Origin of the sequence: Streptococcus sp. 3705, assembly GCF_013277145.1 — a bacterium.
In the GTDB taxonomy this organism is placed as follows: domain Bacteria; phylum Bacillota; class Bacilli; order Lactobacillales; family Streptococcaceae; genus Streptococcus.
Window position 1 is genome coordinate 70,910 of sequence record NZ_VMMJ01000019.1, and the last position, 16,822, is coordinate 87,731.

At 42.1% G+C, this 16,822-nt stretch carries 15 protein-coding genes; all 15 read right to left on the minus strand.

The window, feature by feature from the left end:
* Positions 1-36: 36 nt before the first annotated feature.
* The 15 genes from lepA to gyrA all read right to left on the minus strand — a co-directional run bounded on the left by lepA (position 37) and on the right by gyrA (position 16,686).
* Positions 37-1,860, minus strand: a complete 1,824-nt coding sequence (lepA, locus tag HT714_RS06640; RefSeq protein WP_173227024.1) for a translation elongation factor 4 — start codon at positions 1,858-1,860, stop codon at positions 37-39.
* A gap of 78 nt (positions 1,861-1,938) precedes the next feature.
* Positions 1,939-2,667: a metallophosphoesterase family protein gene (locus HT714_RS06645; RefSeq protein ID WP_049511807.1), complete on the minus strand. Its 729-nt coding sequence runs from the start codon at positions 2,665-2,667 to the stop codon at positions 1,939-1,941.
* A 1-nt stretch (position 2,668) separates the two neighbouring features.
* Positions 2,669-4,336, minus strand: coding sequence for a DNA repair protein RecN (recN, locus tag HT714_RS06650; RefSeq protein ID WP_173227022.1), 1,668 nt, complete (start codon positions 4,334-4,336; stop codon positions 2,669-2,671).
* 6 nt (positions 4,337-4,342) lie between these two features.
* Positions 4,343-4,774 carry an arginine repressor gene (locus tag HT714_RS06655; protein WP_001034401.1) on the minus strand — a complete coding sequence of 144 codons (432 nt, stop codon included), beginning with the start codon at positions 4,772-4,774 and terminating at the stop codon, positions 4,343-4,345.
* On the minus strand, positions 4,767-5,582 hold the full coding sequence (locus HT714_RS06660) for a TlyA family RNA methyltransferase (RefSeq protein WP_173227020.1): 816 nt from the start codon (positions 5,580-5,582) through the stop codon (positions 4,767-4,769). Before HT714_RS06660 ends, HT714_RS06655 begins: the two co-directional genes overlap by 8 nt.
* Positions 5,575-6,450, minus strand: a complete 876-nt coding sequence (locus tag HT714_RS06665) for a polyprenyl synthetase family protein (RefSeq protein WP_173227018.1) — start codon at positions 6,448-6,450, stop codon at positions 5,575-5,577. Before HT714_RS06665 ends, HT714_RS06660 begins: the two co-directional genes overlap by 8 nt.
* Complete coding sequence (locus HT714_RS06670) at positions 6,447-6,659, minus strand: exodeoxyribonuclease VII small subunit (protein ID WP_033629613.1); 213 nt, start codon at positions 6,657-6,659, stop codon at positions 6,447-6,449. Before HT714_RS06670 ends, HT714_RS06665 begins: the two co-directional genes overlap by 4 nt.
* Complete coding sequence (xseA, locus tag HT714_RS06675) at positions 6,637-7,977, minus strand: exodeoxyribonuclease VII large subunit (RefSeq protein WP_173227016.1); 1,341 nt, start codon at positions 7,975-7,977, stop codon at positions 6,637-6,639. The genes HT714_RS06670 and xseA overlap by 23 nt, the downstream gene beginning before the upstream one ends.
* 127 nt (positions 7,978-8,104) lie before the next feature.
* Positions 8,105-8,743, minus strand: a complete 639-nt coding sequence (gene udk / locus HT714_RS06680; RefSeq protein WP_001181376.1) for a uridine kinase — start codon at positions 8,741-8,743, stop codon at positions 8,105-8,107.
* Between the two features lie 112 nt (positions 8,744-8,855).
* Positions 8,856-9,734: a tRNA pseudouridine(55) synthase TruB gene (gene truB / locus HT714_RS06685; protein WP_173227014.1), complete on the minus strand. Its 879-nt coding sequence runs from the start codon at positions 9,732-9,734 to the stop codon at positions 8,856-8,858.
* A 10-nt stretch (positions 9,735-9,744) separates the two neighbouring features.
* Positions 9,745-11,019: a DUF2130 domain-containing protein gene (locus HT714_RS06690; RefSeq protein WP_173251684.1), complete on the minus strand. Its 1,275-nt coding sequence runs from the start codon at positions 11,017-11,019 to the stop codon at positions 9,745-9,747.
* Positions 11,020-11,114: 95 nt separating this feature from the next.
* Complete coding sequence (locus HT714_RS06695) at positions 11,115-12,395, minus strand: O-acetylhomoserine aminocarboxypropyltransferase/cysteine synthase family protein (protein ID WP_173251686.1); 1,281 nt, start codon at positions 12,393-12,395, stop codon at positions 11,115-11,117.
* Between the two features lie 145 nt (positions 12,396-12,540).
* Entirely contained in the window at positions 12,541-13,338 is a 798-nt protein-coding gene (locus HT714_RS06700; protein WP_000254780.1) for a formate/nitrite transporter family protein, read from the minus strand.
* 136 nt (positions 13,339-13,474) lie between these two features.
* Positions 13,475-14,218 carry a sortase SrtA gene (srtA, locus tag HT714_RS06705; RefSeq protein ID WP_173251689.1) on the minus strand — a complete coding sequence of 248 codons (744 nt, stop codon included), beginning with the start codon at positions 14,216-14,218 and terminating at the stop codon, positions 13,475-13,477.
* Positions 14,218-16,686: a DNA gyrase subunit A gene (gene gyrA / locus HT714_RS06710; RefSeq protein WP_173251691.1), complete on the minus strand. Its 2,469-nt coding sequence runs from the start codon at positions 16,684-16,686 to the stop codon at positions 14,218-14,220. The genes srtA and gyrA overlap by 1 nt, the downstream gene beginning before the upstream one ends.
* Positions 16,687-16,822 lie beyond the last annotated feature (136 nt).

Here is a 16,822-nt window from a genome sequence, read left to right on the forward strand (position 1 = left end):
AAATTTCCTGTGAACAAGGAAAGGCAATTATGATAACTATTCTTCATCCATGCTCAAGACGCTGAGGAAGGCTTCTTGTGGGACTTCAACTGATCCGATAGCTTTCATACGCTTCTTACCAGCTTTTTGTTTTTCAAGGAGTTTACGCTTACGAGAAACGTCACCACCATAACATTTAGCAAGTACGTTCTTACGAAGGGCCTTAATATCAGTACGAGCGACAATTTTGTGTCCAATTGCTGCTTGAATTGGCACCTCAAATTGTTGACGAGGAATGATTTTCTTGAGCTTATCAACGATGAGTTTCCCACGTTCGTAGGCAAAGTCCTTGTGAACGATGAAGCTGAGGGCATCCACCTTGTCTCCATTGAGAAGGATATCCATTTTCACCAGCTTAGACGGACGATACTCTGACAATTCGTAGTCAAAGCTTGCATAACCACGCGTCGAAGACTTGAGTTTATCAAAGAAGTCAAAGACGATTTCAGCCAGTGGAATTTGATAGATAACATTGACACGGTTATCATCGATATAATCCATAGTCACAAAGTCCCCACGCTTGCGCTGAGCTAGCTCCATTACTGCTCCTACGAACTCCTGTGGTACCATGATTTGCGCCTTAACATATGGCTCCTCAATGGTCGCAATCTTAGTTGGATCTGGGAATTCAGACGGGTTGGACACATCCATAGACTCACCGTCAGTCAAATTAACCTTATAGATAACAGACGGAGCTGTCATGATGAGATCGATATTGAACTCACGTTCCAAACGTTCTTGGATAACATCCATATGGAGAAGTCCAAGGAAACCACAACGGAAACCAAATCCAAGTGCCTGAGATGTTTCTGGTTCAAACTGAAGACTAGCGTCATTCAGTTGCAATTTTTCAAGCGCTTCACGTAGGTCATTGTACTTGTTTGATTCGATTGGGTAGAGACCCGCAAAGACCATCGGATTCATCTGTTTGTAACCATGTAATGGCTCTGCCGCAGGATTGGTTGCCAAGGTAACGGTATCACCCACACGGGTATCCTGAACTGTCTTAATAGAAGCCGCAATATAACCAACGTCACCAGTCGCAAGGAAATCACGACCAACTGCTTTAGGAGTGAAAATTCCAACCTCAGTCACATCAAAGGTCTTGCCATTGCTCATGAGCTGAATCTTATCGCCAGGTTTGACCACTCCATCCATGACACGAACTTGGAGAATAACTCCACGGTAGGCATCGTAAACAGAGTCGAAAATCAAGGCCTTAAGTGGTGCCGTCACATCACCCGTTGGCGCTGGCACTTTTTCTACGATTTGCTCAAGAATTTCTTCGATACCGATACCAGCCTTGGCAGATGCTAAGACTGCTTCACTGGCATCCAAACCAATCACATCTTCAATCTCTGTACGCACGCGCTCTGGATCTGCAGCAGGCAGGTCAATTTTGTTAATGACTGGCATGATTTCCAAATCATTGTCCAAGGCCAGATAAACGTTGGCAAGGGTTTGAGCCTCAATCCCTTGAGCGGCATCGACCACCAAAATAGCCCCCTCACAGGCAGCTAGCGAACGCGAAACTTCATAGGTAAAGTCTACGTGTCCCGGCGTGTCAATCAAGTGGAAAATATAAGTTTCCCCATCTTTTGCAGTATAATTCAGCTCGATGGCATTTAACTTAATGGTAATCCCACGTTCCCGCTCTAAATCCATGCTATCCAAAAGCTGGGCCTGCATTTCACGACTTGAAACCGTCTCTGTTTTTTCCAAAATGCGGTCTGCTAGAGTTGATTTCCCGTGGTCAATATGGGCGATAATAGAGAAGTTACGAATCCTCTCCTGTCGTTTTTTCAATTCTTCTAAGTTCATGATTCTCTTCCTTTCAGGGTATCTATTTATTATAAATTGTTTTTGACATTTTGACAAGACCATACCCTGCTAGGAGTACTAATCTTCAGCGACAAAGCCGTCATTTTCGATAAAGTGATGTTCTGTCATTCCTTGGTCTGTAAAGACAATCCCGTGAATGACACCACCATAAACAGCTCCTCCGTCCATCCCAATCTTACCATCTTCTGTAGTCCAAAGCTCAGCTGTACCTCGGTCTTGCTTTAACAAACCATAAACCGGTGTATGACCAAAGACAATAGTTTTCCCAGTATGATTTTCTGCTTCGTGGAATGGTTTTCTAAGCCAAACCTTTTTATAATCTGTGGTTTCATGCCAGTCATCCAAGGTTAAATCAATACCTGCGTGAACGAAGATATACTTGTCTGTCTCCACCACAAAAGGCATTTGACGAATAAATTCGACCAAATCTGCTGCTTCGGTAGCAACACGCTTGGCATCCTCAACTCCATCAACTGGTGCATCCAAAGGACGACCTAGGATAGAGTTAATGGTTGTATCTCCACCATTACGACGATAGTGATCATAGCTTTCTTCTGGGTTATCAAGCCAAGTCAAAAACATATACTCGTGATTTCCTGACAAACAGATCGCCCCTTGATTGTCCACCAAGTCCTTAACCATCTCTAGAACACGGCGACTATCTTCACCACGGTCAATCAAGTCCCCTAGAAAGAGCAACTGGGTCTGACCATCCCATGTTTTGAGAAGGTCTTCCAGCATCCCAGCTTTTCCGTGAACATCTCCAATTACATAATAGTCTGTCATCTTATTTCTCCCTGTTTCTCAACAATTCTCTGGCTTGCGTCAGGGCAGCTTCTGTCACATCATCACCTGCCAACATCTTGGCAACTTCCTCCACTCGCTCTTCAACCGTCAAGAGACGAACAGTTGAAACGGTTGAATGCTCATTGCTAATCTTCTCAATAAAGAATTGATAATCCGCAATCGCAATCACTTGTGGCAAGTGGGAGATAGCTAGAACCTGACCATGTTGGCCAATCTTATGAATCTTTTGTGCAATAGCTTGGGCTACACGGCCTGAAACTCCCGTATCCACCTCATCAAAGACAATGCTGGTCTTGCCTTCTTTACGTGAAAAGGCAGACTTAATGGCTAGCATGAGACGGGATAATTCCCCACCAGACGCAACCTTGACCAAGGGTTTAAAGTCTTCGCCAGGGTTAGTTGAAATGTAAAACTCAACCGTTTCATTGCCCTCACGACTGAATTTGCCCTTGCTAAAACGAACCTGAAACTGGGCTTTCTCCATATAAAGATCTTGCAGTTCTTGTTTAATCTCAGCTTCAAGCTGCTGAGCCAAATCATGACGAGCAGATGCAAGCTGACCTGCCAAATCGACAAGATTAACTTCCAATTTCTTGAGCTCTGCTTCCATGTCTTCAGAAGAAAGGTTATTGCCTGTCAAGAGATTGTATTCTTCCGAAATCTTGGCAAAATAAAGCAAGACATCGTCTACAGTTCCACCGTACTTGCGGGTAATAGTATGAAGGAGGTCCAAGCGATTCTCAACCTGCATGAGACGATTGCCGTCAAAATCAAGGTCCTCAATAATAGCTTCCAAACGTTTGCTAATGTCTTCTAAGACATAGTAGGTCTCAGACAGAGAGCTTGAAATTTCACGGTATTCAGGATCGTACTCTTCGACACTTTCCATGTCATTCATGGCTGAACGAACATTGGCAAGACTTGAAAAGTCTTCATTGTCCAACATACTGTAGGCATTGGTCAGCGTATCCGCGATATTTTTATGATTGAGAAGTTTATCACGCTCTTGATTGAGAGCCAGGTCTTCTCCAGCCTGCAAGTTTGCTGCTTCAATCTCTGCCATTTGAAATTCCAACATTTCAATACGTGCCTTGTGTTCCTGTTGGTTTTTTTTGACTTCCAGAACCTGCTTACGCATTTTCCGATAAGCATCAAAACTCGTCTGATAGGTTTCTTTCAAGCCCCAAAAAGCTACGTCGCCAAATTCATCCAACATCTGGATGTGCAGTTGAGGACGCATTAACTCCTCTTGGTCATGCTGACCATGTATATCCACAAGATGTTGCCCAATAGCACGCAAAACAGACAAATTAACCATCTGGCCATTAACACGACTAATACTACGACCATTTTGCAAGATTTCTCGACGGATGATAATTTCATCACCCATTTCCAAACCTTGCCCATCAAAAATTTCCTGTAAAAGGCGACTATTCTCAACTGAGAAAAGCCCCTCTATCTCTGCCTTTGGCGCACCATGACGAATAACATCTGTCGTCGCACGAGCTCCCAACATCATATTCATGGCATCAATGATAATCGACTTCCCTGCACCCGTTTCACCAGTCAAGACAGTCATCCCCTTTTCAAAATTAAGGGAAATGGCCTCAATAATGGCAAAGTTTTTTATCGAAATTTCAAGTAACATATAGACCTACCAATTTTTTACTTGTTCAAAGATTTCCTCAGCTAGACTTTCACTTCTGGCAATGACTAAAATCGAGCTATCATCAGCCAAACAGCTGAAAATCTTGTCCGCAAAAGTCTCGGTTAACTGGGCTTTTACAAAAGCCGTATTTCCTGGGATCACTTGGAGATTGATCATCTTGTCCATCAATTCAGCTGACTCAATATTGTCTTCAGCCAGTTGCAAACTTTTCACGATTGATTTTGGTAATTCGTAGACATAGGTGTTGTCTCTCAAAGGAATTTTGACAATACCTAGTTCTTTGATATCTCGGGATACCGTTGCCTGAGTGGCAGTGATGCCTGCCTCTTTCAAATGTTCTACAATTTCTTCTTGCGTACCGATTTGATAATCTGTCACAAATCGTCTAATTTTTTCAAGTCTCTCTTTTTTATTCATTTTTAAATTGACTATGCGCCCTCTCTACTACTTCTTCAATCTCAGCAAGAACCTGATTACTTGCTGACTCTTCTTTTTTCAAATATGCTAAAAACTCAATATTTCCATGTCCACCTTGGATGGGAGAAAAGTCCAAGCCAAGAACTGAAAAACCTTCCTCTACTGCCATAGCTGTGACAGATTGAAGGACATTCTGATGAACTTTAGCATCACGAATGATTCCATTTTTCCCAATCTGCTCACGTCCTGCCTCAAACTGAGGCTTAACCAGAGCCACGACCTGACCTTGTTCAGCCAAGACACGATGCAAGGCCGGCAAAATCAGACTGAGGGAAATAAAACTTACATCAATACTGGCAAAGCTCGGTTCCTTTTCGAAATCAGTCTTTTCAGCATAGCGGAAATTGAACTGTTCCATACTGACAACTCGTGGGTCTTGGCGTAATTTCCAAGCCAACTGATTGGTACCAACATCGACTGCAAAGACCAACTCGGCACCATTTTGCAACATGACATCGGTAAAGCCTCCAGTAGAAGCACCTATATCAATTGTTGTAGCTCCTTCTACTGACAAATCAAAGACCTGCAAGGCCTTCTCCAGTTTCAAGCCACCACGACTAACATATTTGAGTTTCTCCCCCTTGAGTTTTAACTCGGTGTCATCTGGAATTTTCTCTCCTGGCTTGTCAAACCGTTCTCCGTTAAGAACTGCTACGACTAGACCAGCCATGACACCGCGCTTGGCCTGCTCTCGCGTTTCAAACAAGCCCTGTTTATAAGCTAGTACATCCACTCTTTCCTTAGCCATTGATTCTCAAACTTTCTACTACTTTTACAATCGATTCTGTTTCAAAAGGAACCTGCTGGGCAATTTCTTCTAATTTGGCATTAGCTTGATCCAATGTTTGGTTACAAAAGGCAATAGCCTCTTCCAAGCCCAACAAGGCTGGATAGGTTGACTTTTCTGCCTGTAGATCCTTTTGTGGTGTCTTACCAATTTCTTCAAAACTAGCTGTCACATCCAGCACATCGTCTCTGACCTGAAAAGCCAGTCCAATCAATTCACCAACAATTTTCAGCTTCACCTGCATTTCAGGTTCCAATTCGGCTATAATAGCAGCCGCTTGGAAGGGATAAGCTAGTAGTTTTCCAGTCTTATTAGCATGAATGGTCTGAAGTTCTTCCAAGGACAAGTGCTGGTGTTCGCCTTCCATATCCAAAACTTGCCCTGCCACCATACCCAGACTTCCTGACGCTAGGGATAAGTTAGCAATCAAGTCCACCTTGATCTGACTTGACAAATCTGCCTGCGCTATCAAGGCGTAAGGATCTAGGAATAAGGCATCTCCTGCCAAAATGGCCATAGCTTCACCGAATTTCTTATGATTGGTCAAACGCCCTCGACGGTAATCATCATCATCCATAGCTGGAAGATCATCATGAATCAAGCTCCCTGTATGAATCATTTCCAAGGCCGCAGCCACCTGCGCGTGAGCAGGTTTGATGGCAATATGCAAGGCTTCCAAAACTTCTAACAAGAGAAAAGGTCGAATACGCTTGCCACCAGCATGAATGGAATAGAGAACAGACTCTCGTAAACTAGAGGCAAACTGCTGGTCTCCATAAAAGTCTTCCAAAACCGACTCAACAAGAGCTAATTTTTCTTGCTTCTTCATTCAAAATCACTTTCTGTTCCGTCTTCTTGCATGACTTTAACCAAAGTTTTTTCAGCCTTGTCCAGCGTCGCTTGGAGCTCTTTTGACAAGATCATGCCCTTTTGAAAGGCAGCAATCGCATCTTCCAGAGCAATCTCACCATTTTCCAAACTTTGGACAATGGTCTCCAGTTCTGCTAGATTTTCCTCAAATTTCTTTTGTTTTGACATCTTTAACCTCTAATTCTACTTGACCATCTCGCATCAAAAGCGTCACTTGGTCTTTTTTCTTCAAACTCTCAACCGAATCTACAACGGAATCTTCTTTCTTGACAATAGCATAGCCACGCGCCACGATTCGACTGGTATCCAACATGAGCAAGGCTTCTGAAAGTCGCTTGACTTCAGCAACCTTGGCATCATAAACTAAAGCCATTTGGCTGCGGAGAAGCTTATCCAGCTGACCAAGACGATCTTGATAGCGTTGGATTTTGGTAACAGGTGATAACTGAACCAGTCGATGCGTCCTTGCTTGTACTAATTGGTTGCTATCAGAAATCCTTGTTCGTAAACTTTGTTTCAAGCGCAGTTGCAGTTGATCCAAGCGTTGCATATAGCCATCATACAAACGCTCTGGCTGTCTAAAGATGACTGACTGACTACATTTTTTCAAAGATTCTTGTTTCTTAGATAGGACATTTCGGACTGCTGTTGCCATCCGTTTTTCCTGATTTTGCAAATGAGCTAATAGATCCAACTTGGTCACAGGTGTTGCTAGTTCAGCAGCAGCCGTTGGTGTCGCAGCTCGGCGATCTGCCACAAAATCTGCCAAGGTCACATCCGTCTCATGCCCCACACTAGAGATAACTGGTAAACGAGATTCAAAGATAGCTCGTACCACAATTTCTTCGTTAAAGGCCCAGAGATCCTCGATGGAACCACCACCACGACCAATAATGAGCAAATCCAAATCGTCCCGTTGATTAGCACGCGCAATATTCCGTGCTATTTCCTCTGCTGCTCCATCTCCTTGCACCTTGGTCGGATAGAGAAGAATGTCGACACCTGGAAAGCGCCTGCTGACTGTCGTGATAATATCTCGAATAACGGCTCCACTGCGACTGGTTACTACACCGATTCGCTTAGCAAATTGGGGCAGAGGTTGCTTGAAGCGTTCTTGAAACAGGCCTTCTTCTGTCAATTTTTTCTTGAGTTGTTCAAACTGAATCGCAAGCGCACCAACTCCATCAGGCTCTGCCTTTTCAATGATGATGGAGTAGCTACCACTTGGTTCATAGACCTGCACACGCCCAATTACATTGATTTTCATCCCTTCTTCCAAATCGAAGCCTAATTTCTGATAAATCCCAGACCAGATGGTCGCTTGAATAACTGCATGGTCATCTTTTAGGGAGAAATATTGGTGAGTAGGTCGTTTACGAAAGTTGGAAACTTGACCAGTTAAATAGACCCGTTCCAAGTAAGGGTCTTTATCGAATTTCATTTTCAGATACTTGGTCAAAGTTGTTACCGATAAATACTTTTCCATCTCCACCTACTATTCATTTTCTTGCTCTTTCATAGGTATTATTATACCAAAAATATGCCTAAAAATCTTCATTTATGTACCATTATGAGGGAAAAATAGAAAAAGGAGGCAAGGCCTCCACATCTGATTATTTGCTGTTTCGAGCTTCTTCCAAAATCTTAGCAATCTTGGTTGTCAACAGATCGATAGCCACTGTATTGCTGACCCCTTCAGGAATGACGATATCAGCATAACGTTTGGTTGGCTCGATAAACTGGTGGTACATTGGTTTAACCACACCTAGATACTGGTCAATAACGCTATCAAGACTACGGCCACGTTCTTCCATATCGCGCTTGATACGACGAATAATGCGCACATCATCATCCGTATCCACAAAAATTTTGATATCCATCAAATCGCGTAGGCGCTTGTCTTCCAAGACCAAAATCCCCTCAACGATAAAGACATCTTGAGGCTCCTGACGATAGGTCTTGCTGCTTCGTGTATGCTCTGTATAGTCATAAGTCGGAATGTCCACCGGACGCCCTGCCAACAATTCCTTAATTTGCTCGATCATCAAGTCTGTATCAAAGGCAAAAGGATGGTCATAGTTGGTTTTGACACGCTCTTCAAAGGTCAAATGAGACTGATCCTTATAATATGAATCATGCTCAATCATGGAAATCTTTTCATCAGGAAAATGCGATAAAATGGCTCTTGAAACACTGGTCTTACCACCACCAGAACCACCTGTCACTCCTATAATGATTGGTCTATTTTGCATGCTATCCTCCGTTTTTTTATCCGTCGTCTATTCTATCACATTTTTTACAAAATTTATAGTCTGATTTTGGATAGTCTAAGGGAAACATTTCCAATCCCTACACCCAGTTAGACTAGCTAAAAACCTTCCTTGGTTTGTAGAGATTGCCTCGTTTTTCTAGAATGGCTAACAATTTATCATCTTCAAAGGCAGCCAGTTCTTTGTCCGTTTGGTCTAGCTCAATAAAACGACCAAAGCGAACTTCCGTAGCCTCTTCTGGACTTAGGAAAACTTTGACAAGGTCACCTGTCCCAATCTCTAAAGGATGGAGAAAATCCAGCTGACCAGCCTCCACTTTTGCAGCAATTTCTTCCAAGCTAAGAGCATCTTCTAGCTGCAAACCGGCTGCACTAGTCCGTGTCAGATGTGACATATGAGCCGCATAACCAAGCTTCTCTCCCAAGTCAACCGATAAGGTACGAATATAGGTTCCCTTGCTACATTTTACACGAAAAGTGAATCGTGCGAGGTGATCCTCATAAGAAATCGGACTTGTTCGTTCAAAGTGATAAATGGTCACCTGACGTTCTGGACGCTCCACTTCCTGACCAGCACGCGCATACTCATAGAGCTTGCGACCATTGACCTTGACTGCCGAATACATAGGTGGAATCTGAGTAATAGGCCCAATCAGATTGGCTATCGCTTCATCGACAAGCTTTTCATCCAAGGGCGACAAAACAGGTGTCTCTGCGACCACTTCCCCACTGGCATCCTCAGTCGTCGTGGAATAGCCCAGAGTGATTTCCCCCTCATAGACCTTGCCCTCGTCCTGCATAAACTCGACCATGCGTGTCGCCTTGCCAACCGCAATCGGCAAAACACCCACCACATCTGGATCCAAGGTTCCACCATGACCAATTTTCTTGGTTCCCAAAATCTTACGCAGTTTAAAAACCGCATCATGCGAGGTCATCCCCGCTTCTTTTTTTAAGTTGATAATACCGTTCATTTTTGCTTTCTCACTCCCCCTTCAATGCTTCAAACTTCGCTTTCATGGTTGGATTTTTACGGGTCAATTTTTTGACGGAAACATCTTCCAATTTATTGTTTGCGAGTCGAAGTTGGTTTTCAGATGTAGTTAGGAATTTCTTAACCTCTTCCATGCGTTTGATGGCCTTGTCGATTTCATCAATAGCTTTACCAAAATTGGTCGAAGCTGAATTATAGTTCTTGGCAAAAGCTACTTTAAAGGCATCCAAATCTTCCTCAAAATGCGTGATATCGATATTCTGCTCCCGGACAAGTGCCAACTCCTGCTTGTATTTTAAAGAATTAAGAGCCGCATTTCGCAAGAGCCCAATCAACTGGATAAAGAATTGAGGACGGACCACATACATCTTTTCATACTCGTGACTGACATCGACAATCCCTGTGTTAAAGTAATCGTTATCTGCTTCTAACATGGTCACCAAAACAGCATACTCACAGTTCTTCTCCCGACGATCCTTGTCCAATTCCTTATAAAAATCTGCATTCTTGTGCTTTTTCTCTGTTTCGTCAGCTTCATTCTTCATCTCAAACATGATAGAAATGATTTCAACCCCATTTTCATCACATTCACGGAAGATAAAGTCCCCCTTAGATCCACGCGCAGAAACCTTGTTATCCTTCTCAAAGTAAGCATTTGGAAAGGCAAAACTTCGTACCTTGTTAAACTCACTCTCTGCATACTGTTCTAGGCTTTCCCCAATCGCTTTTGTAGATTGTTGAGCCTTAAAATTTTTATAAAACTCGACTTGTTCACTGGCTGCCTTGAGCTGGGCTTCATAGTTTTGCTTAACAGAAGCCAAAGACAACTCATTTTCCTTTTCTTGTAAAAGAAGCTGGTTTTTAACCTGATCACGTTCTTTTTCTAAGTCAGAAAGGGTCTTTTGCAGTTGATTTTCATGCTCTAAACGCAAGGTAGCCAGTTGGTTTTCCAAGGCCTGCACTTCCTTGTCCTTAGCCAAGAGTGCCTGTTGACTTGTCTGTTCAACCTCTTTCTTGACCAACTCTTTTTCTGTATCAAAGTTTTGGATTTGACTCTGTAATTGCGCAATTTCTTGGTCTTTTTGAGCTAGTTTAGACTGTTGTTCATTCATGGCCTTTTGCTCTGCCAAAGCCAGTTCCTGCTTCATTCGATCATGTAGTTCCTTATCAAACTCTGCTGTTCTCACTTGAGACAAAAGTTCAGCATACTGGCTCTCATTTACTGTAAAGACTTCCCCACAGTTGGGACATTTGATTTCGTTCATATCGTTCCTCTTTCTAGACTTCTTTAACCATTATATCATGCCTAAGGGAAAATCAAAAACAGCGAGTCGAAACCCACTGTTTATCTTCTTTTTCTTTAAATTTTTTCCAAGGCCAAGCGCAAGTCTTCAATCAAATCATCTACATTTTCAAGTCCGATAGACAAGCGGATTTGGTTTGGTGTGACACCTGCTGATTCTAGGTCTTTTTCTGACAATTGACCGTGAGTGGTTGTTGCTGGATGGACAACAAGCGATTTAGCATCTGCTACGTTTGCAAGGTCAGAAAAGATTTCCAAATTATCAATTACCTTGCGTGCTTCTGCCTCCCCACCTTTGACATGGAAGGTAAAGATTGAGCCCACACCTTTTGGCAAATATTTCTCAGCCAAGGCATGGTAAGGACTATCAGCAAGTTTTGGATAGTTGACTTTTTCTACCTTAGGATGATTTACAAGAAAATCAACAATTTTCTCTGCATTTTGTACATGACGTTCGACACGAAGTGAAAGGGTTTCAAGTCCTTGGAGTAACAAGAAGGCATTAAATGGTGACAAGGCTGCACCTGTATCACGAAGCAATTGAACACGGACAGCGATAATAAAGGCTGCTGCACCCACATCACGAGTATAGCTCAAATTGTGGTAGCTTGGATCTTCCTCAACAAATTGAGGGAATTTTCCTGAAGCTTCCCAGTCAAAACGACCACTATCGACAATAACGCCACCAATAGTCGTACCATGCCCACCAATAAACTTAGTCGCAGAGTGAATGGCAATATCTACACCATGAGAAAAAACGTTAATCAAGTAAGGTGTGGCAAAGGTATTGTCAGAAACAAGTGGAATCTGGTGTTTATGAGCAATCTCAGCCAATTTTTCCAAGTCAGGAATATTTATCAAGGGATTCCCCAAGGTTTCAATCAGAACAAGCTTGGTATTGTCATTGATAGCTGCTTCCACTTCCTCCAAATGATCCACATCCACAAAGGTTGTTGTGATACCATAACGAGGAAGGGTTTCTTTCAAAAGATTGAAGGTTCCACCGTAAATAGTCGAAGCAGCCACTACATGGTCACCAGCATGGGCAAGAGCCAAAATCGTATAAGTCACTGCGGCCATACCTGATGCTGTTGCAAGAGCTCCAACACCACCTTCAAGAGCAGCGATTCTTTCTTCAAAGGCAGCTGTTGTCGGATTGGTGATACGAGTATAAATGTTCCCTGGTTTTCTCAAGGCAAACAGATCGGCACCTTCCTGCGTGTCATCAAAAACAAAAGATGTTGTTTGATAAATCGGCACTGCACGAGACTTAGTTGCTGGATCAACTACTTGCCCAGCATGCAATTGTAAGGTTTCAAATTTAAAATCACGAGTCATAAGGCGACCTCCATATAGTTTGATTAAGGATATTGTAGCACTATCGACCTATCTTGACTAATAGCTCTTTTCTATATTTTGATATAAGAAGTGGCTATTACTTCTTACGAAACAAAAAAAGCACGACTCAATCGTGCTCATTTTCTTAATCTACATAAGTATCTTCATTTTTATTGAGGAAGGCATATGGAAGACCCATCAAGAGGCCTCCTCCGATAAAGTTTCCGATGAAGGTTACACCCCAGTGGCGAAGCATATTTCCAATACCGAAGTTGGCAATTGAGTCAGCAGCAACACTGAATTTTACAATCGCGAAAGAAGCAAAGTTCGCAGCAATGTGCTCGTTTGTTAAGAATACAAACATGTAAATCGCTGATAAAACGAGCCATAGTTTAGCACCACCATCTTTAACCAAAACAAATGAAAGAATCGCAATATTTACGAAAATATTTGCCAAAATCGCCTCAAGCAAGATTAATTCATTTGAACGGCCTAACTTCATCTCAACAACCCCTGAGATGAAACTATCGTGAGTCAGATTTGCATAGGCTGCCGAATGAGCAAAGCCCCAACCTGCTATTAAGGCTCCGATAAGGTTGAACAAGGTACAGTAAAGTAAAATTTCAGCTGTCTTTCTCCAAGAGATTTTTTTCAAGAAACTACCAGCAGTCAAGAACATCATATTTGATGTTACCAACTCGGCATTCAAGAAAACAATGTAGGCCAAGCCCCAAGCGAAAACAAAGGGGAAGAGGAAACGTCCACTACCTGGTGCAATTTTATTAATCAAGTCAGCCCCAACTGCACCAGCAGCTGTACTGAAGGTTAAAAATGCACCTGCAAACATAGAACGAATCGCATACTTAAATTTGCTTTGGCTATAAAGACTTTCTTTCTTCTTGCAAGCAAATTCAATCTTTGAGATAAATTCTGAAGAAACCATAATAAACTCCTAAATCTTTTTTCTTGATAATTATATCACAAACTTTAGATTTTAGGAAGCGTTTTCTCTATTTCATAAAAGTTTTTTTATGAAAATCTTAAAAAATCAGTGAAATCTTGGATTTCACTGATTTGTACTAATAAAATTGTTTATATGGTTGATTGAAAGCTGTTAGGATTTCATCAGATGTTTGTGAATAATCTTTTGTTTCTTTCAAATCGCCTTTTACAATAATACGTTCTGTAGCGGCAAGGTCTTCACAGGTTACTAATGTGATTTCATTGACCCCATCTCTATCATCAACCTCATCAACACGATCCGGTGTCACACGTTTGACTTCACGTATCTCATAAGTATAAACTTTATTTTTATCGGTTAGATAAATCTTCATACCATTTTTAGCATTATCCAAAGGAGAAAATAACATTTTATTAGCATTATTGACACCAAAAATATGATGACTAGCTAGACTATAATTTCCTTCTCCCATTACTTGCTCGCGTTTCATTGTACCAGCGCCGTAGAAGAGATTAACATTATCAAGTCCTTTAAAAATCGGCAAATTCATTTCCAATTCAGGAATTGCAATTCCCCCAATAACTGGTAATTTTTGAGCATCCCATTGAGAAGCCAGAACAGCTTCCGAAGAGATCGCTTTGACCGAATCAAAATCAAAATTTCCTTCTGTATCCTGATTTTCTTCTATTTTTTCTTTTGATACCTGGCTAACTTGATACTTATTGGTATTCCAGACCATGAACATATCACGAATTTGCGCATTAAAAATCAAAGCCAGTGACAGTACTATCAGAAATCCTGCTAGGATATTTGTCAGCAGATTTTTTCGTTTATTTTTCTTTTTATTATTTTTTTGAGACATTATGCTTCACCTTCTGTTTCATTTTCTGTCCCAACTTCTTCTTTTTCTGCCGCTGCAACCGTTGTGAAGGTCACTATCTGAGCATCTTGATCCAGGCGCATTACTTTAACTCCCATAGTTGCGCGTCCTGTTTGTGAAATATTGGCAAGATTGGTTCGAATCATGACACCTGTATCAGTGATAATCATCAAATCCTCATCCCCTTGAACAGTCATAAGACCGGCCAGCAAGCCATTTTTTTCGGTAATTTTAGCTGTCTGCATTCCCTTACCACCACGACCTTTTGTTGGGTATTCAGTAGCGACTGTACGCTTACCATATCCTTTTTCTGTGATAATAAGAACCTCATCTTGATCAGTAATCAAGCTGGCACCAACAACTGTATCTCCTTCACGAAGGTTAACACCTTTCACACCTGTGGCGATACGACTCATGCCGCGAACGGCTGATTGATTAAAGCGAACTGCATAACCAAACTTGGTACCAATGATAATGTCCATATCTCCTTCCGTCAACAAGACATTGATTAACTCATCTTCATCCTTAAGATTCAGTGCTTTAAGTCCATTTTGACGAATGTTAGCAAATTCCTTAACACTGGTTCTCTTCACAATACCGTGACGGGTTGTAAAGAAGAGATAGGCATCATCACTGCGATCAGACTCAACATTGATAATAGTCTGAATACTTTCGCCTTCGTCCAATTTCAAGAGATTGACTACTGGTAGCCCTTTGGCAGTTCGACCATACTCAGGAATTTCATAGCCTTTCAAACGATAAACTCGCCCTTTATTTGTGAAGAAGAGCAGATGATCATGGGTGCTAGTTGACACTAACTCACGAACAAAGTCATCATCTTTCACTCCCGTTCCTTGGACACCACGACCCCCACGTTTTTGAGCAGTAAATTCAGCTTGGTCCAGACGTTTAATGTAGCCTCTGTTAGAAAGGGTAATCAAGACATCCGATTCTTCAATCAAATCTTCGTCTTCGAGACTCAAGACTTCACCGACCATCAACTCTGTACGGCGTTTATCAGAAAATTTACGTTTAACTTCATCTAATTCGTCTTTGATAATTTGAGAAACACGTTCTGGCTTAGCAAGAATATCCGCCAAATCCGCAATCAGAGCCAAGAGATCATCATACTCAGACTGAATCTTATCGCGTTCCAAACCTGTCAAACGACGAAGACGCATATCAAGGATGGCCTGACTTTGACGTTCAGAAAGCTTAAACTTACTCATCAACTCAGCTTGTGCTTCTGCGTCCGTTTCACTAGCACGGATGATACGAATCACTTCGTCGATATGGTCTAGCGCAATCAAGAGACCTTCTAAGATATGCGCACGTGCTTCCGCTTTTTCCTTATCAAAACGGGTACGACGAACAACTACTTCTTTTTGGTGCTCGATATAAGCATCCAAAATCTGACGAAGGGATAAAATCTTCGGTACACCATTTTGGATAGCAAGCATATTGAAACCAAAGTTGGTTTGCATCTGGGTCATCTTAAAGAGGTTATTGAGGATAACATTGGCTGAGGCATCGCGCTTGACTTCAATAGCAAATCGAACACCCTCACGGTTTGACTCATCACGTACTGCTGTGATGCCCTCAATGCGTTTTTCCTGAACCAAGCGAACAATATGCTCATGCACCTTGGTTTTGTTGACCATATAAGGAAATTCTGTTACAACAATGCGCTCACGGCCAGTCTTAGTTTCTTCGATTTCAGTACGAGAACGAAGAACAATCGAACCTTTACCTGTTTCATAAGCCTTATGAATGCCTGATTTCCCCATGACAAGGGCACCTGTTGGAAAATCTGGACCAGGCAAGACTTCCATCAAATCCTTAGTGGTCACTTCAGGATTGTCCATGACCAACTTCACTGCATCAATGGTTTCACCCAGGTTATGAGGTGGAATATTGGTTGCCATCCCAACCGCAATACCAGTTGCTCCATTGACCAAAAGGTTTGGAAAACGAGCTGGCAAGACCAAGGGTTCACGTTCATTGGCATCATAGTTATCAACGAAATCAACTGTATTTTTATTGATATCACGAAGCATCTCCAGAGCAATCTTGCTCATACGTGCCTCAGTATAACGCTGGGCGGCAGCACCATCTCCATCCATGGAACCAAAGTTCCCATGACCATCTACAAGCATGTAACGGTAGCTCCACCATTGAGCCATGCGGACCATGGCTTCATAGATAGAGGAATCCCCGTGTGGGTGATATTTACCCATGACATCCCCTGTAATACGAGCAGATTTTTTATGAGGTTTGTCTGGAGTAACACCCAGTTCATTCATTCCGTAGAGAATCCGACGGTGAACAGGTTTCAAGCCATCTCGAACATCAGGAAGGGCCCGCGCTACGATAACACTCATGGCGTAATCGATAAAACTCGTCTTCATCTCCTTTGTCAGATTGACATTCACTAAATTTCTATCCTGCATTAATAAATGCCTCATTTCACTATTAGTAATTAACTATATTATACCATAATGTCCGCCATATTTCAGGTATCTAAAATTGCTAAAACGTTTACATCAAGAACTGAAATGTATATCCGTGACAAAGCTTTTCAAAAGT